This window comes from Pseudomonas sp. NBRC 111138, from assembly GCF_001320835.1.
Lineage (GTDB): Bacteria > Pseudomonadota > Gammaproteobacteria > Pseudomonadales > Pseudomonadaceae > Aquipseudomonas > Aquipseudomonas paracarnis.
On the sequence record NZ_BCBO01000022.1, the window covers coordinates 38,452 to 60,049 of the forward strand.

Below are 21,598 nucleotides of genomic sequence, written 5' to 3' on the forward strand. Positions count from 1 at the left end.
CATATAGGGCGACCAAAGCCGACTGTTCCAGTGTCGTCGGGGCTGTATACTTGCGCTCTATTTTAGGAGGGCTCCATGGTCGAAGATGTAGAAATCAATCGCCTCTACTGGCACAGCCGTCGCGGCATGCTGGAGCTGGATGTGTTGCTGGTGCCTTTCACCAAAGAGGTGTACGCGACGCTCAATCAGGTGGACCGCGACCTCTACGTCAGGTTGCTCGAGTGCGAAGACCAGGACATGTTTGGCTGGTTCATGGAGCGCGCCGAATCCGAAGACCCGGAGCTGCAGCGCATGGTTCGGATGATCCTGGATCGTGTCCAGCCCAAGTAATCGTTTCGAATGCCGCTGGCAGGCCTCGCGGCTGTTGCTGGCGGCCTATGTGCTTGCCCAGCTGGTCGCACTGGGCAGCCTGCTGGTTCTAAACCTGCCTTACTCAAGCCTGGGCATCCTGCTATGTCTGGCTCATTGTGCCTGGGTATTGCCGCGGCAAATCCTGCTCACTCACCGTTCGTCGATTCGTGGCCTGCGCCGTGACGACGATGGTTGGCAATTATGGAGCGCCGCACGCGGGTGGCACCCAGTGCAGCTGCGGCCCGACAGCCTGGCGTTGCCGCTGATCGTGGTGTTGCGTTACCGAGTGCAGGGTGAACGGCGAGTGCGGTCCATCTGCGTGGCAAAGGATGCGCAGGCCGCCGATGTGCACCGGCGCCTGCGGGTACGCCTGAAGTTCAGCCGCCGTAGGTGGTTGGCACCAGGATAGTGTCCCGGGCTTCGGGCAGCATCTGTGGGTAGTCGAGGGTGTAATGCAGGCCGCGGCTTTCCTTGCGCTCCATGGCCGACCGGATCATCAGCTCGGCCACTTGGGCCAGGTTGCGCAACTCGATCAAGTCGCGGCTGACCTTATAATTGCTGTAGAACTCGTCGATCTCATCCAGCAGCAAGCGCACCCGATGTTGCGCCCGTTGCAGGCGTTTGTTGGTGCGCACGATGCCCACATAGTCCCACATGAAGCGCCGCAGCTCGTCCCAGTTGTGGGCGATGATCACATCCTCGTCCGAATCGGTGACCTGGCTCGCGTCCCAGCGGGGCAGGGCGGCCGGTACCGGGATGCGCGGCAGTTGCTCAAGAATGTCCGCTGCCGCCGAGCGCGCATACACGAAGCATTCAAGCAATGAATTGCTGGCCATGCGGTTGGCGCCGTGCAGGCCAGTGAAGCTGGTTTCGCCGATGGCATACAGGCCCGGCACGTCGGTGCGGCCATGCTGATCGACCATCACGCCACCGCAGGTGTAGTGCGCGGCCGGTACCACGGGGATCGGGCCCTTGGTGATGTCGATATTGAAGGTCAGGCAGCGTTCGTAGACGGTCGGGAAGTGGGTCTTGATGAAGGCTTCGGGCTTGTGGCTGATGTCCAGGTACACGCAGTCGATACCCAGGCGCTTCATTTCGTGGTCGATGGCGCGGGCGACGATATCGCGTGGTGCCAGTTCGGCGCGTGGGTCGAAGCGCTGCATGAAGCGTTCGCCATTGGGCAGCTTCAAATGTGCGCCTTCGCCGCGCAGGGCTTCGGTGATCAGGAAGCTCTTGGCCTGCGGGTGATACAGGCACGTGGGGTGGAATTGGTTGAACTCCAGGTTGGCGACCCGGCAGCCCGAGCGCCAGGCCATCGCAATGCCGTCGCCGCAGGCACCGTCGGGGTTGCTGGTATAGAGGTAGACCTTGGCGGCGCCGCCCGAGGCGAGAATGGTGAAGCGTGCGCCATAGGTATCGACTTCACCGCTGGTGCGGTTGAGTACGTAGGCGCCCAGGCAGCGTTCGCCCGGCAGGCCCAGGCGTTTTTCGGTGATCAGGTCGACGGCGACGCGCTGCTCCAGCAATTGGATATTTGGACGTTGGCGGGCCTGGTCGAGCAGGGTCTTGAAAATCGCGGCCCCGGTGGCATCGGCAGCGTGAATGATTCGGCGATGGCTGTGGCCGCCTTCACGGGTCAGGTGGAACTCAAAGCCACCGTCGTCGCTGCCGGCATGTTCATCGCGGGTGAAAGGCACACCTTGGTCGATCAACCATTGGATGGCTTCCCGGCTGTGCTCGACGGTGAAGCGCACGGCGTCTTCGTTGCACAGGCCACCGCCAGCGTTAAGGGTGTCTTCGACGTGGGATTGCACGGTGTCTGTGTCGTCCAGCACCGCAGCAACGCCGCCCTGGGCCCAGAAGGTCGAGCCGTTGGCCAGGTCGCCTTTGCTCAAAACCGCTATACGCAAATGGCTGGGCAGGGTCAGGGCCAGGCTCAAGCCGGCGGCGCCGCTGCCGATTACGAGGACATCGTGTTGAAACTGTTGGCTCATTTGACGGATTCCGCAAAAAGCGATCCAAAGGGGGGCGCAAACAGGACGCCTGGATCGGCGAATCAAAGGGTCACACGGGCCACTAGTATATAGAGGGGTGGAGCGGCACAATAGCCACGCCTTCGTGGCATTGTGAGATTATGCTGCGCAGCTTTGGGAAACGGCCGGTTGGCGGGACGGGAACTTTTTGCATAAGCCCCGACTCAATAGCAGGTTGCCCGAAAGCTGGGAAAACGTTGAGTTTATTGGCCCGTCGGGAGCATTGGACGCGTCACGAAACCGGCGACAAGATTATTCGCGCAGCCGGCACCGACCGTGCTGCGTTTTTCGTGTGTGCCAAATCAGTGCATGCCGGAAACTTGCTTGAAGGGGGAGAACTTTTGCGAAAAGCCCGAGTCTATGTTTGCAAGCCTGATCGTTTAGTTATGCAAGCCTCCTTCAAGTACAACGAGGAGTGTTCATGCTAACCCAGGAAGAGGATCAGCAGCTGGTCGAGCGCGTACAGCGCGGTGATAAGCGAGCATTTGATCTGCTAGTGCTGAAATACCAGCACAAAATTCTCGGGTTGATCGTGCGGTTTGTGCACGACACCCATGAAGCGCAGGACGTTGCGCAGGAAGCTTTTATCAAGGCTTACCGTGCACTTGGAAACTTCCGCGGTGACAGTGCGTTTTACACGTGGCTATACCGCATCGCCATCAACACGGCGAAAAACTATCTGGTGTCACGCGGTCGCCGCCCACCAGACAGTGATGTCAGTTCAGAAGATGCTGAATTCTACGATGGTGATCACGGCCTCAAAGATCTCGAGTCGCCGGAGCGTGCATTGCTGCGCGACGAGATCGAAGGCACCGTCCATCGCACTATTCAGCAACTGCCAGAAGATTTGCGTACGGCGTTAACTTTACGTGAATTCGATGGTCTGAGTTACGAAGACATTGCGAGCGTCATGCAATGTCCGGTGGGGACTGTGAGGTCGCGGATTTTCCGGGCCCGGGAAGCCATCGACAAAGCCTTGCAACCGTTGTTGCAGGAAAACTAAAGACAGCGGCGACAGCCAAGAGAGGAACCGCCATGAGTCGTGATGCCCTGCAGGAATCGCTGTCCGCAGTGATGGATAACGAAGCGGATGAACTGGAACTTCGTCGAGTGCTCAACGCATTTGATGACGCCGAAACCCGTGATACCTGGTCTCGTTACCAAGTCGCTCGGGCGGTGATGCACAAGGATCTCCTAATCCCTCGTCTGGATATTGCTGCGGCCGTTTCTGCTGCACTGGCTGATGAAGCCGTTCCGGCAAAAGCCTCGCGTGGTCCGTGGCGCAGCCTGGGTCGTCTGGCAGTGGCCGCTTCGGTGACTGTTGCTGTGTTGGCAGGTGTTCGCCTGTACAACCAGGACGAGATCGCAGGCAACGAGCTGGCCCAACAGACTCAGCAACCGGTCATGGCCGGTCCGCAAGTCAAAGGTCCGGCCGTGCTGGCTGGCTACAAGGAAAGCACTGATACCACCGGCCCTATGGCTAATGGTGTACTTCAGGGGCAATCCGGCTGGCAGGATCAGCGCCTTCCAGGCTACCTGCGTCAACATGCGCAGGAATCGGCTGCCAAAGGCACTGACAGCGCTCTGCCATACGCTCGTGCAGCAAGCCAGGAAAACCGCTGATTCGCTAAGGAGCCCTATGCGCGCCATACCGCTCCTTACGCTTTTGCTCAGTAGTTGGTTTGCACTATCCGCCCATGCCGATGAAGCCCAAGACTGGCTGATTCGACTTGGGCGTGCAGAGCAGCAGCAAAGCTTTGAAGGTACGTTTGTCTACGAACGTAACGGCAGTTTTTCTACCCATGACATCTGGCACCGTGTCCAGAATGGTCATGTCCGTGAACGCTTGTTGCAACTTGACGGCTCCGCCCAGGAAGCGGTCAGGGTTGATGGTCGGGCTCAATGTGTCAGTGGCACGTTGGCGGTTGGTCTCGGTCAGTCACCTGAGGCACCCTCGCGTATTCTTGATCCAAAAAAACTCACTTCATTCTATGACCTGGCCGTTATTGGCAAATCGCGCGTGGCCGGTCGTCATGCGGTGATTGTGTCGATCAGCCCGCGTGATCCCTACCGTTATGGGTTTGAATTACACCTGGACCGTGAAACTGCGCTGCCGCTTAAATCCTTGCTGCTGAATGACCAAGGGCAGTTGTTGGAGCGTTTTCAGTTCACCCGTCTGGATGCTTCGGCCATTCCTTCTGACCAGGACTTGCAGCCCAGCGGCGACTGTTCGCCGGTAACGATGTCCGCCGCTAAAGCACCTGATCTGTCTGCCACGCAAAGGTGGCATCTGGACTGGCTACCGCCTGGTTTCCAACAGATCAGCAGCGCTACGCGCAAAGATGCCCAAACGAAATCTACCGTCGACAGCCTGATGTATGACGATGGGCTCGCGCGTTTTTCGGTGTTTCTTGAGTCAGCCAACGGCGCTGATGTGAATGAAACCCGCGCTCAGCTTGGGCCGACCGTGGCAGTATCCCGGCGTTTGAATACGGTAGATGGCGAAATGATGGTCACGGTGGTGGGCGAAATTCCCATTGGCACTGCTGAGCGCATCGCGTTGTCGGTGCGTGGTGAAAAGGCCGCCGCCAAGCCCTGAGATTGTTAATCTTATGTTCATCCTGGTCTATCAATCTGGGCCCGAATTTCGTTGGGTGCTGGGCGTATGAAATCTCTGGATCAGCATTTTCACTTGCAAAAACTTCCCATGTTTTTTATAGGTCAGGGTTTGATGGCTCTGGCCTTGTTTGTTCGCGGAACAAAAATGCCGCTCGCAGTATCCGGCGTTTATTGAACCCTGTCGCTTAACCCTGCTCGTCGTAACGGGAGCTGTATGTCGATACCACGTTTGAAGTCTTACTTATCCATAGTCGCCACAGTGCTGGTGCTGGGCCAGGCCTTACCTGCGCAAGCGGTCGAGCTGCCTGACTTCACCCAACTGGTGGAGCAGGCCTCGCCTGCCGTGGTGAACATCAGTACCACGCAGAAGCTGCCGGATCGCAAAGTCTCGAACCAGCAGATGCCCGACCTAGAAGGCTTGCCGCCCATGTTGCGCGAGTTCTTCGAGCGCGGGATGCCGCAACCTCGCTCTCCTCGTGGCGGCGGTGGTCAGCGCGAAGCCCAGTCCCTGGGCTCCGGCTTCATCATTTCGCCTGACGGCTACATCCTCACCAACAACCACGTGATTGCCGACGCCGACGAGATTCTCGTGCGCCTGGCCGACCGCAGTGAACTCAAGGCCAAGTTGATTGGTACCGATCCACGTTCCGACGTGGCTTTGCTCAAAATCGATGGCAAGGACTTGCCGGTGCTTAAACTGGGCAAGTCCCAAGATCTGAAGGCTGGTCAGTGGGTGGTCGCGATCGGTTCACCGTTCGGCTTTGACCACACCGTTACCCAAGGCATTGTCAGCGCCATCGGTCGCAGCCTGCCAAACGAAAACTACGTGCCGTTCATCCAGACCGACGTGCCGATCAACCCGGGCAACTCCGGTGGTCCGCTGTTCAACCTGGCCGGCGAAGTGGTGGGGATCAACTCGCAGATATACACCCGCTCCGGTGGCTTCATGGGCGTGTCCTTCGCGATCCCGATCGATGTGGCCATGGACGTCTCCAATCAGCTCAAAAGCGGCGGCAAGGTCAGCCGCGGCTGGTTGGGCGTGGTAATCCAGGAAGTGAACAAGGACCTGGCTGAGTCCTTCGGTCTCGACAAGCCGGCCGGTGCCCTGGTTGCGCAGATTCAGGACAATGGCCCTGCGGCCAAGGGCGGCCTGAAAGTCGGTGACGTAATTCTGAGCATGAACGGCCAGCCGATCATCATGTCGGCGGACTTGCCTCACTTGGTCGGCGCGCTCAAGGCCGGCGGCAAAGCCAAGCTGGAAGTGATTCGTGATGGCAAGCGCCAGAACGTCGAACTGACCGTTGGGGCAATTCCGGAAGAAGGCGCGACCCTGGACGCCCTGGGCAACGCCAAGCCAGGCGCCGAGCGCAGCAGTAACCGCCTGGGTATCGCCGTCGTTGAACTGACCGCCGAGCAGAAGAAAACCTTCGACCTGCAAAGCGGTGTCGTGATCAAGGAAGTGCAGGACGGCCCAGCCGCCTTGATCGGCCTGCAACCGGGTGACGTGATCACCCACTTGAACAACCAGGCAATCGATACCACCAAGGAATTCGCCGACATCGCCAAGGCGTTGCCGAAGAATCGCTCGGTGTCGATGCGCGTCCTGCGTCAAGGCCGTGCCAGCTTCATCACCTTCAAACTGGCCGAGTAATCCGCTAGACCTATAAAAAAGCCCCGCTGCCGGTTAACGGCAGCGGGGCTTTTTTGTGGGCGGCGGGTTCAGCTCATCATGCCTTTCACCAAGCGCTCCTGTTCGATCAGCTCACGCTGACGGGCGTCGATGCGTGAGGACAACGGGAAGTTATTGCCGGCGCGCCGCTTGGCAAAGTCCAACTGCTGGATGGCTTGCTGGAAATCCCCCACCAATGCGAAATATTCGGCGCGAGCCTGATGCAGGCCAATGATGTTGCCGGACAAGCCGCGAGTCTCGGCGACCTGATACCACACGTCCGGATCGTCCGGTCGCGACTTGAGCAGCCCATCCAGTGCCTTTTCTGCATCGGCGGTACGGTTCTGTTTAAGCAGCAGGTCTACCCGCACCTGGTTCAGCGGATAGTTGCTGGGGTACTGGGTGAGCATGCGGTCGGTACGTTGCTGCGCATCCGGCATGCGGTTGCTGGTGATGTCCAGTTCGATTTGGGCCAGGTTGTAGGTAATGTCGTTGGGCGCCTTGGCCAACAGCGGCGCCAGGCTTTCCCGCGCTTCCTTGAGTTGAGTACCCTTGATCTGAGCGATGGCCAGGCCATAACGCGCTACGTCATTTTTAGGGTTCTCATCCAGCTGCGCCTGGAAGCGCTTGGCGGCCAGACCTGGTGTGTCTTCGTACTTGAGCTGCACCCGTGCGCGAATCAGTTGATAGCGCAGGCTGTCTTCCTTGCCGCCAGGTTTGGCTTGTTCGGCGCGGTTGCGGGTGTCGGCGATACGCGATTCGGTTACCGGGTGAGTCAGCAGGAATTCCGGTGGCTTGGCGTCGAAGCGGTATTGGCGCATCAGCCGTTCGAACATCGTGGGCATGGAGCGCGGGTCGTAGCCGGCTTTCTCCAGGTTGAGGATGCCGATGCGGTCGGCCTCTTGCTCGTTCTGGCGAGAGAAGCGGCGCTGTTCCTGGATCGCGGCGGCTTGTGAGCCGGCAATCGCGGCGATACCGGCATCGCCGGCACCCGCAGCGGCGGCGATAATGCCGCCAAGCAGGGCGGCCATCATCGGCAGTTGCATGCGTGATTGCGCTTCCACGCCTCGGGCGAAGTGACGCTGGGACAAGTGCGCCAGTTCGTGGGCCAGTACCGACGCGTATTCACCTTCGGTCTGTGCATTGAGAAACAGGCCGCCGTTGACCCCGACGATCCCACCGGGAGCCGCAAAGGCGTTGAGCTGTGGGCTGTTGATCAGGATGAATTCCAGGCGCCGGTCATTGACCTGGCTGGTCTCCACCAGCTTGTACACGCTGGTTTCAACGTAATCCTTGAGTTGCGGATCATTGAGTTGCGAAACCTGGCCGCGCAGGTAGGCCAGCCAGGCGCGGCCCAATTGGTATTCCTGTTGCGGCGAGACTATGGCAGAGCTGGCGTCACCAAGTGACGGCAGGTCGTCAGCAAAGGCCGGGGAGGCCAGCAGGCAGGCCAGCGTCAGCAGGGTAGGGCGCAAAAAAGTCATGCACAAAGCCTTTCGACAAAGAGCTTACTGTAGCCGGACACTGAGCTTGGGACCAGATATTCTAAGCGGCCCGAATGTTTGCCTGGAGTAGCACCATGACCGACGTTGTAGCCTGTGACGCCGAACTCGACGCCAGCGGTCTTAACTGCCCTTTGCCGTTGCTCAAGGCCAAGCTGGAGCTCAATAAAATGGCCAGCGGTGCCGTGCTCAAGGTGACTGCCACCGACGCCGGCTCCCAGCGTGATTTTCGCACCTTTGCCAAGCTGGCCGGCCACACCCTGGAGCATGAAGACGCCGCCGAGGGTGTGTACCGTTATTGGTTGCGCAAGGCCTGACGGCCTTGTCGACGCAGAATCAGGCCTTATTCAGCGCCTGCGCTGCCGCCAACACGGCATCAACATGCCCCGGCACTTTCACTCCGCGCCATTCCTGACGCAGCACGCCTTGGCTGTCGATCAGGAATGTGCTGCGATCCACACCCAGGTATTCCTTGCCATACAGCTTCTTCAACTTGATCACATCAAACAGCTGGCAGACCGCTTCGTCCTTATCGCTGATCAGCTCGAAAGGAAATTCCTGTTTGCCCTTGAAGTTCTCGTGGGACTTCACGCTGTCACGCGACACGCCGAACACTTCGGTATTGGCGGCCTTGAATGCGGCGTACTGGTCACGAAAGCCTTGGCCTTCGGTAGTGCAGCCTGGGGTGCTGTCCTTCGGGTAAAAGTAGATCACCACTTGCTTGCCCTTGAGGGCCGCGAGGCTGAAGGTCTGGCCGCTGGTGGCCTGGGCCTCGAAATCGGCCACGGGTGTGTCGATGGCTACCGGCATAGAGAGGTACTTCCTTACATGGGGTTCTGTGGGCGCCATGGTTCGATCAAGGCGTCGAGGTTCAGGGCATCGGCGAAATCGAGGAACTGGTCGCGCAGCCAACTGATCTGTACGCCGGCCGGCAAGGTCACGGTAAAGGTGGCATTGAGCATGGTGCCGCCGGTTTGTGGCGCCTGGTAGGTGTCACAGGTCAGGTTTTCCAGCTCGACGTTATGGTCGATAAAGAACTGGCACAACTCGTTGACGATGTCCGAACGGTAGGCCGAGCTGACATAGGCCACGTAAGGCAAAGCCTGTGGGCGATTTTCCAGGGCGGCGCTGCGTACCACGTTGACGGTAAAGTCGTGCTTTTTGGCCAGGCCCGGCAGGCCGGTTTCAAGGCGTGCCAAGGCATCCCAGGAGCCAGAAATCTGCAGGACCAGCGCACTGCACTCGCCGTGGCGGGTCAGGCGGGAGGTCACGACGGCGCAGCGGTTCTCATGGCTGGCGCGGCACAGGACGTTGGTCAGCTCCATGGGGTTGGCGCCGAGGGCACTGATAACAAGGAATTGTTCGCGAACTGTGGGGGTGGACATGCAGCCTTCCTAAAGCGATGAGCGGTCGATACCGTGTGGGCTGTATCGATCAAAGGATCAAGGGTAGCGAAAAGCGTCGCCAAGGGCTAGGAGGTGGCGTTTTCATTGCGTGATCAGCCGGCTTCGGGCGGTGCTTTGGCCCGATGATGTCATTGCCCGACGTTTAGTTGCGCCAGAACGCATCCTCACGCGGTACTTCGCTTGTACAAGCATCTTGGCGCCAGTACCATTACGGCTCTCTTTTTCCGGCAGGAGCGGTTGCATGATTGCGGGCAGTATGGTGGCACTGGTCACACCCATGGATGCACAAGGTCGTCTCGACTGGGACAGCCTGGGCAAACTGGTGGACTTCCACCTGCAAGAGGGCACCAACGCCATTGTGGCGGTCGGCACCACAGGTGAATCGGCCACCCTCGATGTGGAAGAGCACATCCAGGTGATCGAGTTCGTGGTCAAGCGCGTTGCGGGCCGCATTGCCGTGATCGCCGGTACGGGCGCCAACTCGACGCGTGAAGCGATCGAGCTGACCAGGAACGCCAAGAAGGCTGGCGCCGACGCTTGCCTGCTGGTAACCCCGTACTACAACAAGCCGACCCAGGAAGGCTTGTACCAGCACTTCAAAGCCATCGCCGAAGCCGTGCAGATCCCGCAGATCCTCTACAACGTACCGGGTCGCACCGCGTGCGACATGAAGGCCGAGACCGTGATCCGCCTGTCCACCGTGCCGAACATCATCGGCATCAAGGAAGCCACTGGCGACCTGCAACGCGCCAAGGACATCCTGGCCGGCGTGAGCAGCGACTTCCTGGTGTATTCCGGTGACGACGCCACCGCTGTCGAGCTGATCCTGCTGGGTGGCAAGGGCAATATCTCCGTGACCGCCAACGTGGCCCCGCGCGCCATGAGCGATATGTGTGCCGCCGCCATCGCGGGCGATGCAGCCACCGCTCGCGCCATCCACGAAAAGCTGATGCCGCTCAACAAGACACTGTTTATCGAATCCAATCCTATTCCCGTGAAGTGGGCGCTGTTTGAGATGGGCCTGATGCCGGACGGTATCCGTCTGCCGCTCACCCCCCTCAGCGAAGCCTGTCACGAACCGCTGCGACAGGCCCTGCGCCAGTCCGGCGTCCTGGTTTAATTGAGGAAGCACTACGCATGAAGCGATTGGCCGGACTTTCCGCACTTGCCTTGATTATCTCCAGCACCAGTGGCTGCGGTTGGGTATGGGGCCCGGAAGGCTACTTCCGTGACCGCGGCAGCGATTACCTGGAAGCGCAAGCAACCAAACCGATGCAACTGCCGCCTGATGTCAATGTCGCCAAGCGCCTTGACCCATTGTTGCCGATTCCACGCAACGTCGCCGACGACACGGTCAAGGGTGAGTACGTAGTGCCACGCCCACAGCCGATCATGGCCGTGGCCGATGCCAGCGACTACAGCCTGCAGAAAAGCGGCGACAACCGCTGGATCGTGGCTCAGCGTCCGCCTGCCGAAGTCTGGCCGGTGGCGGTGCAGTTCTTCCAGGACAACGGTTTCCGCCTCGACCAGCAACGCCCGCAGACCGGTGAGTTCACCACCGCATGGCAGCAAGGTCGCGAGCTGTCCGCCAACATGGCCCAGCGCCTGCTGGCGGGCGGTGTAGCCGCCGACAGCGAAGCCCGTGTGCGTGTGCGCATCGAGCCCGGCGTGCAGCGCAATACCAGCGAAGTCTATGTCGTCAGCGCCGAGCGGCCTGCCGGCAGCACGGCTGACGTCGACTTCACGCCGCGCTCGGTTAACACCGGCGTCGACGCCGCGCTGGTCGACGAGATGCTGGCCAGCATGAGCCGTATCTCCGAGAAGGGCGGTTCCGTTTCCCTGCTCGCCGCCCGTGATTACGACACCCCTAGCCGCGTCAGCCTCACCGAAGACGGCAGCGGTAACGTCGTGCTGAACCTGGGTGAAGACCTCGACCGTGCCTGGGCCAGTGTTGGCCGTGCGTTGGAGCAGGGCCCTTGGCGCGTTGAAGACATCAACCGCAGCCTGGGCCTGTACTACATCAACGTGGCTGAAAAGGCCGAGAAGAAAGACGATGAGCCAGGTTTCTTCGGCAAATTGTTCGGCAGCGCGCCGACCAAGGAAGAGATCGAAACCCGTGCCGAGCGTTATCAGGTTCGTTTGAGCAAGGTGGGCGAAAGCGTGCAAGTCACCGTCGAGAAGAACATCAACACCGTCGCGCCAGCTGAAACAGCGCGCAAAGTGTTGGGCGTGATTCAAGACAACCTGGGCTGATCCGATGCGTTTTGCCGTTCTCGGCAGCGGTAGCCAAGGGAACGGTACGCTGGTCGCCCATGATGACACGTACGTGCTGGTCGATTGTGGTTTCTCCCTGCGGGAAACCGAGCGGCGCCTGTTGCGCCTGGGGGTTCACCCCACGCAACTGAGCGCGATTCTGGTAACCCACGAACATGCCGACCATGTGCATGGCGTGGGTTTGCTGTCTCGGCGCTACAATCTGCCGGTGTACTTGAGTCGCGGCACGTTGCGCGGGATGCGCAAACCCATTGAGCCGGCAGGTTTTCTGGCCGGTGGCGAGCAACTGCAAATCGGTGCCCTGAGCATCAATGTCGTCGCGGTTGCCCACGATGCCCAGGAGCCCACGCAATACGTATTCAGTGACGGCCAGCGGCGTTTCGGCGTGCTGACCGACCTGGGTTCCTATTGCGCCAGGGTGCTGGACGGATACCGGGACCTCGATGCCTTGATGATCGAGTCCAACCACTGCAGGGATCTACTGGCACGCGGTCACTACCCTTACTTTCTCAAGCAACGGGTGGGCGGCGAGCTGGGACATTTGAACAACCACCAGGCCGCATACCTGGTGTATGAGTTGGGCTGGCAAGACCTGCAACACCTGGTCCTGGCTCACCTCAGCAGCAAGAACAACCTGCCGACGCTTGCCCGGCAATGTTTTGTCGACACCCTCGGGTGCGACCCGGACTGGCTGCAACTGGCCGATCAAGATTCAGGGCTCGACTGGCGACACATCGCCTAGCCCACCTTACTCAAAGCGGAGCCCATCATGGAAAAACGTGAAGAACTCTACCGCGGCAAAGCCAAGTCGGTATACAAGACCGACGACGCCAACCGCCTGATCCTGCTGTTTCGCAACGACACCTCGGCGTTCGACGGCAAGCGCATCGAACAGCTGGATCGCAAAGGCATGGTGAACAACAAGTTCAACGCCTTCATCATGCAGAAACTCGAAGCGGCCGGTATCCCGACCCAATTCGACAAACTGCTGGGCGACAACGAGTGCCTGGTCAAGAAGCTCGACATGATCCCGGTGGAATGCGTCGTGCGTAACTACGCCGCCGGCAGCCTGGTCAAGCGTTTGGGCGTGGAAGAGGGCCTCAAGCTCAACCCTTACACCTTCGAACTGTTCCTGAAGGACGACGCCAAGGGCGACCCGTTCATCAACGAATCCCACGTCGTGGCGTTCGGCTGGGGCACCGCTGAGCAACTGGCGCGCATGAAGGAGTTGTCCCTCAAGGTCAACGACGTGCTGAGCAAGCTGTTCGACGACGCCGGCCTGTTGCTGGTGGACTTCAAGCTCGAATTCGGCGTGTTCCACGACGGCTCCATCGTCCTGGGCGACGAGTTCAGCCCGGATGGTTGCCGCCTGTGGGACAAGGACACCAAGAAGAAGATGGACAAAGACCGCTTCCGCCAAGGCCTCGGTGACGTGATCGAAGCCTACGAAGAAGTCGCCAAGCGCCTCGGCGTACCGCTGTAATCGACGCAAGCATCTGATAGCACGGAAAAAAATCGCTTCGGCGCTTTGCATCCATCAATCATGCTGTTATGATGCGCGCCGTTGGAGAGATGCCAGAGTGGCCGAATGGGACGGATTCGAAATCCGTTGTACCTTCACCGGTACCTAGGGTTCGAATCCCTATCTCTCCGCCATTATTGAACAAGACGAAGCCCCCGTAATCATTGCTGATTACGGGGGCTTTTTCGTTTTCGGCGCGCTCGTTAGGGCATTTTTAGGGCAGAAAACGCAGCTGTCATACCGCTAAGGGCCAGCATTTTGCGTCTACGAGGGGGTTCATCATATAGCGCGGCATCGGTGGCCATTTGTCACTATGCTGTCTCGGATCCCTCTTCTTCGAATGGGGAGGTTCCAGCGCAACTACTTTCGGGGATAAGGAAATGCAACCTTCAGTGATTGAACAGCTCACGGTGCAAATGCTTTGTGAGATCTACAAGAAGCTCGGGATCAATGACAGCTTTGATCCCGATCTCGTTAGCAGTGCTGTTGCATCGAATGACCTTTGGGTGCTCGATTGGGCTTACGATATTAGAGACGAGCACAGCCATAATCCGCACCATGTGACGGCAGTCGTTGATACCTTGGATATGTATTCGTTTCTCCAAGATAGTTACGAACGCCTTTCTCCTGCTGAACAGGCAATAGTCGAGGGTGAGGTACCTCGGGCGTCTTCCCAGATTCAATTCCGCGGCTATGACGGAAATAACGAACTTGACTACAGACGGGCCGTTCGTTACTTAGTGAATGATCTGGATCGTTTCGAGTCGATGAAAGATGTCGCCACTTTGAACTCTCATAGCCCTGTAGTCGAAATGTATGCGCGGATGTACGAGGTGTTTGAGCCGATAAGAACGGGGCTCATAAACCGCCTTATGGCGCCGCTTGAGATTGTTGCGGTATTACAGGCAGCAGTTCATCCAAGTAACCGCCGATAGCGAATAAGGATCTTGCCCACCTTTAAGTGGGCATGATGCTAATTTTCACGGAATCCAAGCATCTTTGACACTATGCCAGCCATGCTCTTGGTGTCCTTCGGTATCCATCTCCCGTAATGCTTTCGCACCATAGTTGTATCGGCGTGCCCCAGTTGCCTGGCCACCCATTCGACCGGGACGTAACTCGACAGCATCTGGCTGGCAAACGTGTGGCGGCATTGGTTAGCGCCTCGGTGGCGAACCTCTGCTTTTTTCAGATGTGCGGTGAACCAATTGCTCAATGTCTTTCCGTTCCAGAGTAAACCGCTGGTCGAACTGCGGAAAAGGAACCTGACTTTCATCCTCTTGGACGTGATGTTGTCTCGTTGGATAACGGTGATCTCTTCGGCTACAGCTTCCTTGGCTGTGGCAACTATCTCTCGCATCAGTTCGAGGGCTGGGTCTATGAGTTCGATAACTCGGACCCTGGAGCGCTCCTTGGGGACTTTGTATTCGCCGACGACCGATGCCCGGCGAACGTGTACTAGGCCGGCTTCAAGATCTACGTCTTCAACGGCGAGCCCGATCAGTTCGGAAAGGGACAGTCCTGCCCAGCAGTTAAACTCAATCATCCGGGTGTCAGCTCGTCGGTCGGGATCCGCTTTACCGATCAACTCGATTTCGGTGCGACTGAAGGGGTCGGCATGCTCTAGGTCGACGTCCGCCCCGACGTTACTAATCCTGTCGAGCGGGTTGGCCTTTAGGATGCCGTCGCCGAAGGCATCGGCCCAGACTCCACGGACGACGGTGAAAATGTCGTTCACTGTCTTCGGGGCCAGGCCTTGCTTAAGCAGTTGTGCTTGAAACAACTCGATGTCGCTCTTGCTAATGTCAACGATCCGACGCTTACCGAACTTCTTTTCAACGTGTACAGCCTTGCTCACGTAGTTGATGACGGTACTCGAAGCTTTGAGCGCACGCTGAACCTCCAGCCAGCGATCAATACCTTCCTTCACTGTGCGCTTGAGGGAAGGGCCTCCAGTCCCCGTGAACATGGCAGCCCTGGGCGAGTTGGGAAAGTGGGCCGCATAGTCGAAGCGGCCCTCTTTGATTTCCGCAAGAATGGTGCGGCGTTTGTTGTCGGCATAGGCGATCGCGGCTTTGTTTACTTTCGAGATCCCCTCCAAGGGTTCCCGGCACCGTTGGCCGTTAAAGATGAACCAAATGCGTAGTTGCTTGCCGTTCATCTCAACGCCTGTCGGCATCTTGCTGATCATGGTTTCCCTTCCATCCAGCGCTCAATGGCCGCGCGGTTGTAGACGATCACGTTCGCTGGGTCGTAGCGCCAGTGCTTGCCCTCAAGCCACAGACCTCGAGTGCGATATTTGCGAACTGCTTCGGTACTTAGGCCGAAGACTGGGTACAGCAGATCCTGGCGAAACCAGGCGCCTGGTGTGATGTGGAAGTCGAGCTTCTCTGCTGCGCTCATGCTGCCTCCGTCGCGCGGGACGCTGATGTGTGTTCCGGTAGTGACAATGGATCGTCACCCCCCCGGGCGATGCCTGCATTCAAATCAGCCTTTCTGCCTGCCAACATGCCGGCGATCTGGGCATCAAGGTCGAGTTCGATTTCCTGGGGTTTGCGTGCTTTCCCGATGGTGATGTTTGATAGGTATTCCGCTATTAACGCCTTGTCTTGGCTCTGCACTGCTATCAGTCCGAGCCCATCACTTATCGCGCGGGTTTCGTCATCGCCCTGTGGGACTAGTGCCAGAAGCTTTCCGTAGACCTCGGCAACCCATGCCAGGGCGAAATGATCACCTGCAGTTTCTGCGGAATACGAACTGCGGTACTTGCCTGATCGGACGCCGGCGGCGTATTGCTTGCGCGCTAATTTTAGCTTGGTGAGCAAGGCTTCATAGGCGTAGAGGGCGATGTGTTGAGAGGGTGTGACCCCGATGAAGGATGCCCGCTCCACGACTCGGTTTTTGGCCTTACACCACCCCTGAACGCGCAGTGAAGAGCAATTGAACGCTGCGGCGACGGACGCGCTGAGTTGTTGGTCCCAGGCTGGTCTGCGTTCGTTGCGAGAGAACTGCGACTCTACTTCGCCAACGTCGCTGAGCTTCACGTCCATTTCAGTCAGGCGGTATTCGCGCATCAGAGCCTGAGCTTGCCGCAAGGCGGTCGCAGCTTCATTCTCATTAGCGCTTTGCGATAGGGCCAGGCAGTGCTTTATTTTGCGGATCGCACGCTCAAGTTTCTTTTCATCAATGTGATCGCTGGTCATGCCGCGTGCCTCCGTCGATGGTTGCTCTGCATCAGGTCCATCAGTCGCGAGAAGAAAGCCGCTGACGCGTATTCCGCTGGCAGTGGGACGATGGCATCCGCCATTGGCTCTATGCCGCGCAGGCAATCCCACTCTCCAGGGTGCTCTGGCATTAAGTCGCGGCGCTCGGTCGCCAGTGCGACCATGTCGGCCTGTTTCACGCAGGTGGGCAGGTCAGGCTGGATGTCGAAGCGCTCGCAGACCGCAAGCCAGATCTGATGCTCAACGTAGTGATACTCAGGCAGCACAGCCTTGAGCGGGCGCGTCATGTCGCCGATGTAGGCTTCGGTCGCGTCGTGCAGCAGCGCCACCAGCTGGTACTCGACGGGTACCAGACTTGCAACGATCAGGCTGTGCTGCGCCACGCTGTAGTGCGCTCGGGTGTGCCCGTTGAATCGGCACAGACGCGACAGGGCGTGGGCGATATCCACCGGCTTGATCATGGCGGCGGTCGGGCGCAGCAGTTCGAACTGCTGGCCGCTTTGGGTGAGGATCCAAGTCATGCTGCATCCTCCGTCACTGATTGAGTTGGATAGCCTGAGACCCATATCTTCGCGGCGAAAGCGACGAGGTCTCGCTGCTGGTGGGTTACCTTGGCGACTAATGTTTCGGTCCCAGGGAATGCTTGCCATGTTTCCACTGCGAGACGCAGCGTCGCGCTGACGTTGGTCAGCAGCGCATGGTCTGCGAGAGTGCAGGGCGGTTCGGATCGAGCTTGCTCCGCATTTCGGAGTTCGATCTGGTGTTGGAGGTCTTGCCTCAAGCCCTCGACCTCTTGGCTGTGGAGTTCATTCAGGCCGTTCAGACCCTTCGAAAGCCCGCGGGCGTATGCTTTCTGAGTGGCCTTGATCAGGTAGAACGCAGTTGCGATCCAGCCGATTAACAAGCCAATAACGATGATGGTGGTTTCGGTTTGCATGTGCTGTATGCCTCGTTAGAGCCCGCCGCCGGACAGTTTTGGTGAGAGGACGGCGACGGGGTGTTGCAGGGAGTTAGTTAGAACGTGGCTTCATAGAGCGGCACGTCGGTGATGTCGCCTTCGATCTTGGCGCGCACGGCGTTGTAGGCTTCTTCGAGCACCTTGTCGGCTCGGACCAGTTCGTACCACATGACCAGGCGGCCTTCCTGAATGCGGTAGCGGAAGCGGGCGGGCACGCAGAAGGTGTCGCCGCCGAGGAACGGCTTGAGCGCAATGAAGAACTCTTCGGGGATACGCAGCTGACCAGCTTCGCCTGCGCGCCCGTCGATCTCTTCGTTGTAGGTCAGTTGCACCTGGCCGTTGTCGAGGCGGGTGCCCTGGCGGAACGTGATGTTCTTCTTCGCTTCTAGAGTGCGGCTGATTTCGAGCATATCCGCAGCGCTTGGGGTGTTCTCATGCTCGGGGTGGTGGGTGATGTCCTTCACGTTGTCTTCGATGAATTCGGCGAAGGTGGCCTGGTCCATCCGCTTGCGGTCCTTTTCCTTCCAGTTGCCCCATTCGACTGTGGTCGGGCAGCGGTACGTTGCGACATGATCGCGCCAGGCGGGTGCGGCCGGATCGTGGTAGTCGATGACTGCCGTGAAAGTGCGGCCTTCGGGGCCGTTGCAAAACACTGCCGTAGCCTGGGTGGAAAAGCGATTCACGTAGCTGATGAACGACTCGGCATCGAGCACGGTGAGCTTCTGCTTGATGCGTGAAGGTGCGGGCAGCAGGTGTTCCAGGCTTTCGATGCTCACCCCGTTCGGTACGAGTGCCAGCGGCGCAGGGATGCCCTCGACCGCGATGGGCTTGCCGAGGGATTGGGCGAGGGTGACCAGGTGCTGTAGGGCTTGTTGCATTGGATGTGCTCCAGTGTGTGACGATTTGGTGAGAGGTTGGTGGGGCGGTTGTTACTGGCTGACCTGGCGCAAAGCTCCAGGCCCGGGTTCATCCTCGACACTGCGCAGCGGGATTTCCTGCTGGCGTGGGTCGCGGCGGGTGATGTTGCCTTCGGGCGTGAGGAAGAACAGCGACGTTCCGCGCGCCAGTACAGGCTCTTTGGTCTTTACGTCGGCCTTCACTGTCATCTGGCCGCCGCCATCAGGCTTGTAGGTAAGCTTGATGGTCAGATCGCCGCCCTTGCCGGTCATGCGGATGGCGTCGATCAGGCTGTGCTGGGCCTCGGTGAGTTCGTCCAGCAGGCCACCGGCCTCGATGTCGCGCAGGGTGTCCATAAAGGGACGTGCTTTGGTGTTCATGTGCTGTGCCTCATTGGCTGTGTCACCCCTGGTCGGCAGGGGCTACCGTTTGAATCAGGCCGCTTGCTTCGTCGCTTGGGCGTCGAGATAGTTGGCCAGGTCGTGGAGGTAAACGACGGGCTTGGCACGGGCCGAGCAGTGCAGCCGCTTGACCACCAGCGCGATACGACCTGCCTTGATTTCGCTCAGCAGGTAGCGGTCGGTGCGTATGTGCGTGAAGTACTGTTCACGCACTGCGGTTAGCGTTGGGCACGGCGTGGCGAACTGGCGCCGGAGTTGTTCCAGGGTGGTGGTCACGCGGATTCCTCCCCATACCCCTCCTTTCGGGGCACCAGCTTGAGGCGGATAAGTTCGGCTAGACCTTCTTTGCTCTTGCCCTTGGCAGCGGCTAGGACGTTGCCCTTGGCATCCGCGACAACGGCGCCATATGGGTATTCCGGGCACTTGACCGGGGTTACGTAGGCGATTTGGCCCTCGGAGATCACGGCGTCAACGCACCGGAACACTTCGGCCAGCTCGACCGACACGCAAGGCAGCGCTTCCAGCAGCTCGACGGCTTCCGCCGAAGCGCCAATCAGAGTGGCGCGGCTGATCACTGTCGGGTGATTAAGGAACATAGGCACCAGTTTTAAGGCGCCTACAGCGGAGTTGATGGCGTTCGGCTTCATGCTGCGGCGTCCTTTTTGGTGATGGCGATGTCTAGCTTTTTTGCGATCCACTCAACGCCCGACTCTTTCACCATCACCACTGCGTAGTGGGTGTAGTTGCCAAGCGTTGGATTCCAGCGGCTGCGGGCGTCTGAAAAGAGGTGGCCACGGTCGCGATGCGCGCTGGCCAAGTCGCCGGATGAGTTGAGTACGCCGAGTTCCCGCAACCTGGTGCGGAAGGCGCGGGGCTTGAGTCCGAGCAAAGCTGCTGTTTGATCCAGGGTGCGGTTCATGACGGCGGCCTCAGGCAGAGATATGTTCGGACTGTTGCTGCAGGCGACGAATCGTCAGGAACACCTCGTCCAGCGAGCGTAGGAATGCCTCGACCGTGCCGTAGTTGGGCAGCGTCAAATCGGCGGGATTAGCCGCGATACCGGCCTCGCTGATATGTGGGTTCACCGTGAGGGCATTGGGCCGGATGATATGGATGACCGTCCCGCCCCTGCGGCGGATCAGTTCTGCTTCGTTTTCGAAGCGTACGTCGCTGACAACAAATCCGAGAACGGCCCCCAATGCATTACTCATATAGTCGAGGTTCTGCTCAGCGAGCTTCACCCACACATCCGGGTGCACAGTGTTGCGTGCCCACTCGGTGCCCATCGACTGCATAAGTTGGCGGGGCGAGCGGTCCAGCCAGCCGAGCGGCAGCTCTTTGCGGTCGCCTTCAAAGTCGGTCGGATCGAGGTTGAAGATCGCCATCAGGCCATCACGGAGCGGGTCGGCGAAGGCGTATTGCTCCAGTAGGTAAGTACGCGCCAAGTGTTCGGCGGCAGTGGTCTTGCCAGAGCGAGCGCGGCCGGTGAGGCCAATCAGGATCGGTCTCATGCTGCATCACCTCCCCATGGACTCCGGTCATCGGTAGCGATTGCTACCGGGGCGGGCGCCATGGTGGCGCGTCCCAGATTGACGATGACCAATAGGCCGGTGCTGCGCTGAATACGCTCTACCGCGCCCGGGCTGGTCGCCGCAGCCGGGTGGAGGTAGACAGGGCAGCGGGTGGTGCTGTGCTGTGTTGTTTGCATGGCTCGTACTCTTTGGTGAGAGGTTGATACGAGTGCAAAATTAGTATTACTGATTTAATAAGTCAACAGTAACACTTATAAAATGGCGCAAATAAAATTAGTAGGCGAAAAAAAAGACCTCTAAGGGCCTTTTCGATTTGCGGGAGCGTCAGAGCATTACGGAGTACCAGAACACTTTGCCAATCACGCGAATGTGCTGCTCCACGTAGTCGCCATCGTAACGCTCGTCAGGATGCTCATCAGTGTTATAGCTGCGAAGGCGTAGGCCGGAGCCTGGCAGGCGGTAGAGCAGTTTCACGCGCAGTTGGCCGTCATGGTCGATTGCATACATCTTGCCGTCCTGGATGGTCGTATTCGCGGTATCGACCCCGACTGTACTGCCATCCGGTAGCACGGGCTCCATGCTGTTCCCGGTTACAGGCACGCAGCCAGCAGCGGCCGGATCAATACTCTTTCGTTTCAGGGTTCGTTTGCCGAATCGCAGCTTGCGCCCGTTTGTTTCAAGCATCACCTCAGATCCCTTGCCGGCAGACAATTCCACTTCTTTAAAAAATGGCAGCTCGACCTCGTCTGGGCCGAGGGGCGTGTCGTCATCCCATACTTCAATCGGGTGCATTTCCCAGTCAGTGCTTGCTGATGTTTTTTGGTGTTCTTGCGAATTCCGCAGGCGGGGCATCTCCGCTATAGCAGCCAATCGCGGGCTTACTTCGTCGAGCGAAAAGCCCAAAACGCTCGCGAATTTTATGAGGGCGCTGATGTTGAGGGGGATGCGCCCATTCAAGTACTGGCTAACGACACTTTGTCCAGACCATTCGCAGAGATCGGCGATTTTGTCTTGGGTGAGGGTCGGGTCGTTCCGCTTGCGATCCTGAAAAATAGCTTTAAGGCGCATAGCCTCGGCTTTTCGGGTCTCGTCATCGGCGGCTAAAGGTATTGAGATAGTCATGTCACCCAATTTATAAGGAAGACTTATATTATCAAAACAGTGTTGCGACTTTTTCTCTTGCTGTTTAAAAGAAGTAACACTAATATCC

General features: G+C 58.7%; 29 protein-coding genes and 1 tRNA gene. 13 read left to right on the top strand and 17 right to left on the bottom strand.

What is annotated here, in order from left to right:
- Positions 1 to 75: 75 nt before the first annotated feature.
- Both APH41_RS04170 and APH41_RS04175 read left to right on the top strand, forming a co-directional pair.
- On the top strand, positions 76 to 330 hold the full coding sequence (locus APH41_RS04170; RefSeq protein ID WP_003189444.1) for a succinate dehydrogenase assembly factor 2: 255 nt from the start codon (positions 76 to 78) through the stop codon (positions 328 to 330).
- Positions 314 to 760: a protein YgfX gene (locus APH41_RS04175; protein ID WP_054917635.1), complete on the top strand. Its 447-nt coding sequence runs from the start codon at positions 314 to 316 to the stop codon at positions 758 to 760. The genes APH41_RS04170 and APH41_RS04175 overlap by 17 nt, the downstream gene beginning before the upstream one ends.
- Here the strand turns inward: APH41_RS04175 and nadB are convergent.
- Entirely contained in the window at positions 729 to 2,345 is a 1,617-nt protein-coding gene (gene nadB / locus APH41_RS04180) for an L-aspartate oxidase (protein ID WP_054897610.1), read from the bottom strand. The genes APH41_RS04175 and nadB overlap by 32 nt on opposite strands.
- A 460-nt stretch (positions 2,346 to 2,805) precedes the next feature.
- Between nadB and rpoE the strand changes: the two genes are divergently transcribed.
- The 4 genes from rpoE to APH41_RS04200 all read left to right on the top strand — a co-directional run bounded on the left by rpoE (position 2,806) and on the right by APH41_RS04200 (position 6,654).
- Positions 2,806 to 3,387 (top strand): RNA polymerase sigma factor RpoE, encoded by a 582-nt coding sequence (gene rpoE / locus APH41_RS04185; protein ID WP_003172477.1) that lies wholly within the window; start codon positions 2,806 to 2,808, stop codon positions 3,385 to 3,387.
- A gap of 32 nt (positions 3,388 to 3,419) precedes the next feature.
- Complete coding sequence (locus tag APH41_RS04190) at positions 3,420 to 4,007, top strand: sigma-E factor negative regulatory protein (RefSeq protein WP_034126575.1); 588 nt, start codon at positions 3,420 to 3,422, stop codon at positions 4,005 to 4,007.
- 16 nt (positions 4,008 to 4,023) lie between these two features.
- Complete coding sequence (locus tag APH41_RS04195; protein ID WP_054917638.1) at positions 4,024 to 4,983, top strand: MucB/RseB C-terminal domain-containing protein; 960 nt, start codon at positions 4,024 to 4,026, stop codon at positions 4,981 to 4,983.
- Between the two features lie 234 nt (positions 4,984 to 5,217).
- A complete protein-coding gene (locus APH41_RS04200) occupies positions 5,218 to 6,654 on the top strand; it encodes a DegQ family serine endoprotease (protein WP_014717365.1) in 1,437 nt (478 codons plus the stop codon).
- A gap of 68 nt (positions 6,655 to 6,722) precedes the next feature.
- Here APH41_RS04200 and APH41_RS04205 read toward each other — a convergent pair whose 3' ends face one another.
- Positions 6,723 to 8,156, bottom strand: coding sequence for a M48 family metalloprotease (locus tag APH41_RS04205; RefSeq protein WP_003189458.1), 1,434 nt, complete (start codon positions 8,154 to 8,156; stop codon positions 6,723 to 6,725).
- Between the two features lie 95 nt (positions 8,157 to 8,251).
- On the opposite strand from APH41_RS04205, the gene APH41_RS04210 reads away from it, so the two are divergent.
- Positions 8,252 to 8,491, top strand: a complete 240-nt coding sequence (locus APH41_RS04210) for a sulfurtransferase TusA family protein (protein WP_054897608.1) — start codon at positions 8,252 to 8,254, stop codon at positions 8,489 to 8,491.
- 19 nt (positions 8,492 to 8,510) lie between these two features.
- Here the strand turns inward: APH41_RS04210 and APH41_RS04215 are convergent, their stop codons facing one another.
- Both APH41_RS04215 and APH41_RS04220 read right to left on the bottom strand, forming a co-directional pair.
- The gene (locus tag APH41_RS04215) at positions 8,511 to 8,984 is read right to left on the bottom strand and encodes a peroxiredoxin (protein WP_003189461.1); all 474 of its coding nucleotides are present in this window, start codon (positions 8,982 to 8,984) and stop codon (positions 8,511 to 8,513) included.
- Positions 8,985 to 8,998: 14 nt separating this feature from the next.
- The gene (locus tag APH41_RS04220; protein ID WP_003189463.1) at positions 8,999 to 9,559 is read right to left on the bottom strand and encodes a glycine cleavage system protein R; all 561 of its coding nucleotides are present in this window, start codon (positions 9,557 to 9,559) and stop codon (positions 8,999 to 9,001) included.
- A gap of 262 nt (positions 9,560 to 9,821) precedes the next feature.
- Here APH41_RS04220 and dapA point away from each other — a divergent pair, with 262 nt between their 5' ends.
- The 6 genes from dapA (at position 9,822) to APH41_RS04250 (ending at position 14,311) form a co-directional block, all read left to right on the top strand.
- A complete protein-coding gene (gene dapA, locus APH41_RS04225; protein WP_054897607.1) occupies positions 9,822 to 10,700 on the top strand; it encodes a 4-hydroxy-tetrahydrodipicolinate synthase in 879 nt (292 codons plus the stop codon).
- Positions 10,701 to 10,717: 17 nt separating this feature from the next.
- Complete coding sequence (gene bamC / locus APH41_RS04230) at positions 10,718 to 11,833, top strand: outer membrane protein assembly factor BamC (RefSeq protein WP_032892980.1); 1,116 nt, start codon at positions 10,718 to 10,720, stop codon at positions 11,831 to 11,833.
- 4 nt (positions 11,834 to 11,837) lie between these two features.
- Positions 11,838 to 12,596 (top strand): MBL fold metallo-hydrolase, encoded by a 759-nt coding sequence (locus APH41_RS04235; protein ID WP_054897606.1) that lies wholly within the window; start codon positions 11,838 to 11,840, stop codon positions 12,594 to 12,596.
- A gap of 27 nt (positions 12,597 to 12,623) precedes the next feature.
- A complete protein-coding gene (gene purC, locus APH41_RS04240) occupies positions 12,624 to 13,337 on the top strand; it encodes a phosphoribosylaminoimidazolesuccinocarboxamide synthase (protein ID WP_027604309.1) in 714 nt (237 codons plus the stop codon).
- 83 nt (positions 13,338 to 13,420) lie between these two features.
- Positions 13,421 to 13,510, top strand: a tRNA-Ser gene (locus APH41_RS04245).
- 246 nt (positions 13,511 to 13,756) lie between these two features.
- Complete coding sequence (locus APH41_RS04250; protein ID WP_054917640.1) at positions 13,757 to 14,311, top strand: YfbU family protein; 555 nt, start codon at positions 13,757 to 13,759, stop codon at positions 14,309 to 14,311.
- 38 nt (positions 14,312 to 14,349) lie between these two features.
- Here the strand turns inward: APH41_RS04250 and APH41_RS04255 are convergent, their stop codons facing one another.
- The 13 genes from APH41_RS04255 to APH41_RS04310 form a co-directional block, all read right to left on the bottom strand.
- Positions 14,350 to 15,567, bottom strand: coding sequence for an Arm DNA-binding domain-containing protein (locus APH41_RS04255; RefSeq protein ID WP_054917642.1), 1,218 nt, complete (start codon positions 15,565 to 15,567; stop codon positions 14,350 to 14,352).
- A complete protein-coding gene (gene xisR / locus APH41_RS04260; protein WP_008036021.1) occupies positions 15,564 to 15,779 on the bottom strand; it encodes an excisionase family protein in 216 nt (71 codons plus the stop codon). Before xisR ends, APH41_RS04255 begins: the two co-directional genes overlap by 4 nt.
- Positions 15,776 to 16,579 (bottom strand): DUF2786 domain-containing protein, encoded by an 804-nt coding sequence (locus APH41_RS04265; protein ID WP_054917643.1) that lies wholly within the window; start codon positions 16,577 to 16,579, stop codon positions 15,776 to 15,778. Before APH41_RS04265 ends, xisR begins: the two co-directional genes overlap by 4 nt.
- Positions 16,576 to 17,121 carry a hypothetical protein gene (locus tag APH41_RS04270; protein ID WP_054917645.1) on the bottom strand — a complete coding sequence of 182 codons (546 nt, stop codon included), beginning with the start codon at positions 17,119 to 17,121 and terminating at the stop codon, positions 16,576 to 16,578. Before APH41_RS04270 ends, APH41_RS04265 begins: the two co-directional genes overlap by 4 nt.
- Positions 17,118 to 17,537, bottom strand: a complete 420-nt coding sequence (locus APH41_RS04275; protein ID WP_054917647.1) for a hypothetical protein — start codon at positions 17,535 to 17,537, stop codon at positions 17,118 to 17,120. Before APH41_RS04275 ends, APH41_RS04270 begins: the two co-directional genes overlap by 4 nt.
- A gap of 77 nt (positions 17,538 to 17,614) precedes the next feature.
- Complete coding sequence (locus tag APH41_RS04280) at positions 17,615 to 18,436, bottom strand: YfdQ family protein (RefSeq protein WP_054917650.1); 822 nt, start codon at positions 18,434 to 18,436, stop codon at positions 17,615 to 17,617.
- 51 nt (positions 18,437 to 18,487) lie between these two features.
- Positions 18,488 to 18,835, bottom strand: a complete 348-nt coding sequence (locus tag APH41_RS04285; protein WP_047541804.1) for a hypothetical protein — start codon at positions 18,833 to 18,835, stop codon at positions 18,488 to 18,490.
- A 54-nt stretch (positions 18,836 to 18,889) separates the two neighbouring features.
- The gene (locus APH41_RS04290; RefSeq protein ID WP_054917652.1) at positions 18,890 to 19,132 is read right to left on the bottom strand and encodes a pyocin activator PrtN family protein; all 243 of its coding nucleotides are present in this window, start codon (positions 19,130 to 19,132) and stop codon (positions 18,890 to 18,892) included.
- On the bottom strand, positions 19,129 to 19,503 hold the full coding sequence (locus APH41_RS04295; protein ID WP_054917657.1) for a hypothetical protein: 375 nt from the start codon (positions 19,501 to 19,503) through the stop codon (positions 19,129 to 19,131). Before APH41_RS04295 ends, APH41_RS04290 begins: the two co-directional genes overlap by 4 nt.
- Complete coding sequence (locus APH41_RS04300; protein WP_054917659.1) at positions 19,500 to 19,775, bottom strand: hypothetical protein; 276 nt, start codon at positions 19,773 to 19,775, stop codon at positions 19,500 to 19,502. Before APH41_RS04300 ends, APH41_RS04295 begins: the two co-directional genes overlap by 4 nt.
- A gap of 10 nt (positions 19,776 to 19,785) precedes the next feature.
- Positions 19,786 to 20,367 (bottom strand): hypothetical protein, encoded by a 582-nt coding sequence (locus tag APH41_RS04305; protein ID WP_054917662.1) that lies wholly within the window; start codon positions 20,365 to 20,367, stop codon positions 19,786 to 19,788.
- Entirely contained in the window at positions 20,364 to 20,564 is a 201-nt protein-coding gene (locus APH41_RS27865; protein WP_082430415.1) for a hypothetical protein, read from the bottom strand. The genes APH41_RS04305 and APH41_RS27865 overlap by 4 nt, the downstream gene beginning before the upstream one ends.
- 148 nt (positions 20,565 to 20,712) lie before the next feature.
- On the bottom strand, positions 20,713 to 21,510 hold the full coding sequence (locus APH41_RS04310) for a helix-turn-helix transcriptional regulator (protein WP_054917743.1): 798 nt from the start codon (positions 21,508 to 21,510) through the stop codon (positions 20,713 to 20,715).
- Between the last annotated feature and the right edge of the window lie 88 nt (positions 21,511 to 21,598).

What these genes read in the sequence shown, in the direction of transcription:
- APH41_RS04170 (WP_003189444.1), top strand. Translation starts at nt 76, where the DNA reads ATGGTCGAAGATGTAGAAATCAATCGCCTCTACTGGCACAGCCGTCGC.
- nadB (WP_054897610.1), bottom strand. Translation starts at nt 2,345, where the DNA reads ATGAGCCAACAGTTTCAACACGATGTCCTCGTAATCGGCAGCGGCGCC.
- rpoE (WP_003172477.1), top strand. Translation starts at nt 2,806, where the DNA reads ATGCTAACCCAGGAAGAGGATCAGCAGCTGGTCGAGCGCGTACAGCGC.
- APH41_RS04190 (WP_034126575.1), top strand. Translation starts at nt 3,420, where the DNA reads ATGAGTCGTGATGCCCTGCAGGAATCGCTGTCCGCAGTGATGGATAAC.
- APH41_RS04195 (WP_054917638.1), top strand. Translation starts at nt 4,024, where the DNA reads ATGCGCGCCATACCGCTCCTTACGCTTTTGCTCAGTAGTTGGTTTGCA.
- APH41_RS04200 (WP_014717365.1), top strand. Translation starts at nt 5,218, where the DNA reads ATGTCGATACCACGTTTGAAGTCTTACTTATCCATAGTCGCCACAGTG.
- APH41_RS04205 (WP_003189458.1), bottom strand. Translation starts at nt 8,156, where the DNA reads ATGACTTTTTTGCGCCCTACCCTGCTGACGCTGGCCTGCCTGCTGGCC.
- APH41_RS04210 (WP_054897608.1), top strand. Translation starts at nt 8,252, where the DNA reads ATGACCGACGTTGTAGCCTGTGACGCCGAACTCGACGCCAGCGGTCTT.
- APH41_RS04215 (WP_003189461.1), bottom strand. Translation starts at nt 8,984, where the DNA reads ATGCCGGTAGCCATCGACACACCCGTGGCCGATTTCGAGGCCCAGGCC.
- APH41_RS04220 (WP_003189463.1), bottom strand. Translation starts at nt 9,559, where the DNA reads ATGTCCACCCCCACAGTTCGCGAACAATTCCTTGTTATCAGTGCCCTC.
- dapA (WP_054897607.1), top strand. Translation starts at nt 9,822, where the DNA reads ATGATTGCGGGCAGTATGGTGGCACTGGTCACACCCATGGATGCACAA.
- bamC (WP_032892980.1), top strand. Translation starts at nt 10,718, where the DNA reads ATGAAGCGATTGGCCGGACTTTCCGCACTTGCCTTGATTATCTCCAGC.
- APH41_RS04235 (WP_054897606.1), top strand. Translation starts at nt 11,838, where the DNA reads ATGCGTTTTGCCGTTCTCGGCAGCGGTAGCCAAGGGAACGGTACGCTG.
- purC (WP_027604309.1), top strand. Translation starts at nt 12,624, where the DNA reads ATGGAAAAACGTGAAGAACTCTACCGCGGCAAAGCCAAGTCGGTATAC.
- APH41_RS04250 (WP_054917640.1), top strand. Translation starts at nt 13,757, where the DNA reads ATGCAACCTTCAGTGATTGAACAGCTCACGGTGCAAATGCTTTGTGAG.
- APH41_RS04255 (WP_054917642.1), bottom strand. Translation starts at nt 15,567, where the DNA reads ATGATCAGCAAGATGCCGACAGGCGTTGAGATGAACGGCAAGCAACTA.
- xisR (WP_008036021.1), bottom strand. Translation starts at nt 15,779, where the DNA reads ATGAGCGCAGCAGAGAAGCTCGACTTCCACATCACACCAGGCGCCTGG.
- APH41_RS04265 (WP_054917643.1), bottom strand. Translation starts at nt 16,579, where the DNA reads ATGACCAGCGATCACATTGATGAAAAGAAACTTGAGCGTGCGATCCGC.
- APH41_RS04270 (WP_054917645.1), bottom strand. Translation starts at nt 17,121, where the DNA reads ATGACTTGGATCCTCACCCAAAGCGGCCAGCAGTTCGAACTGCTGCGC.
- APH41_RS04275 (WP_054917647.1), bottom strand. Translation starts at nt 17,537, where the DNA reads ATGCAAACCGAAACCACCATCATCGTTATTGGCTTGTTAATCGGCTGG.
- APH41_RS04280 (WP_054917650.1), bottom strand. Translation starts at nt 18,436, where the DNA reads ATGCAACAAGCCCTACAGCACCTGGTCACCCTCGCCCAATCCCTCGGC.
- APH41_RS04285 (WP_047541804.1), bottom strand. Translation starts at nt 18,835, where the DNA reads ATGAACACCAAAGCACGTCCCTTTATGGACACCCTGCGCGACATCGAG.
- APH41_RS04295 (WP_054917657.1), bottom strand. Translation starts at nt 19,503, where the DNA reads ATGAAGCCGAACGCCATCAACTCCGCTGTAGGCGCCTTAAAACTGGTG.
- APH41_RS04300 (WP_054917659.1), bottom strand. Translation starts at nt 19,775, where the DNA reads ATGAACCGCACCCTGGATCAAACAGCAGCTTTGCTCGGACTCAAGCCC.
- APH41_RS04305 (WP_054917662.1), bottom strand. Translation starts at nt 20,367, where the DNA reads ATGAGACCGATCCTGATTGGCCTCACCGGCCGCGCTCGCTCTGGCAAG.
- APH41_RS27865 (WP_082430415.1), bottom strand. Translation starts at nt 20,564, where the DNA reads ATGCAAACAACACAGCACAGCACCACCCGCTGCCCTGTCTACCTCCAC.
- APH41_RS04310 (WP_054917743.1), bottom strand. Translation starts at nt 21,510, where the DNA reads ATGACTATCTCAATACCTTTAGCCGCCGATGACGAGACCCGAAAAGCC.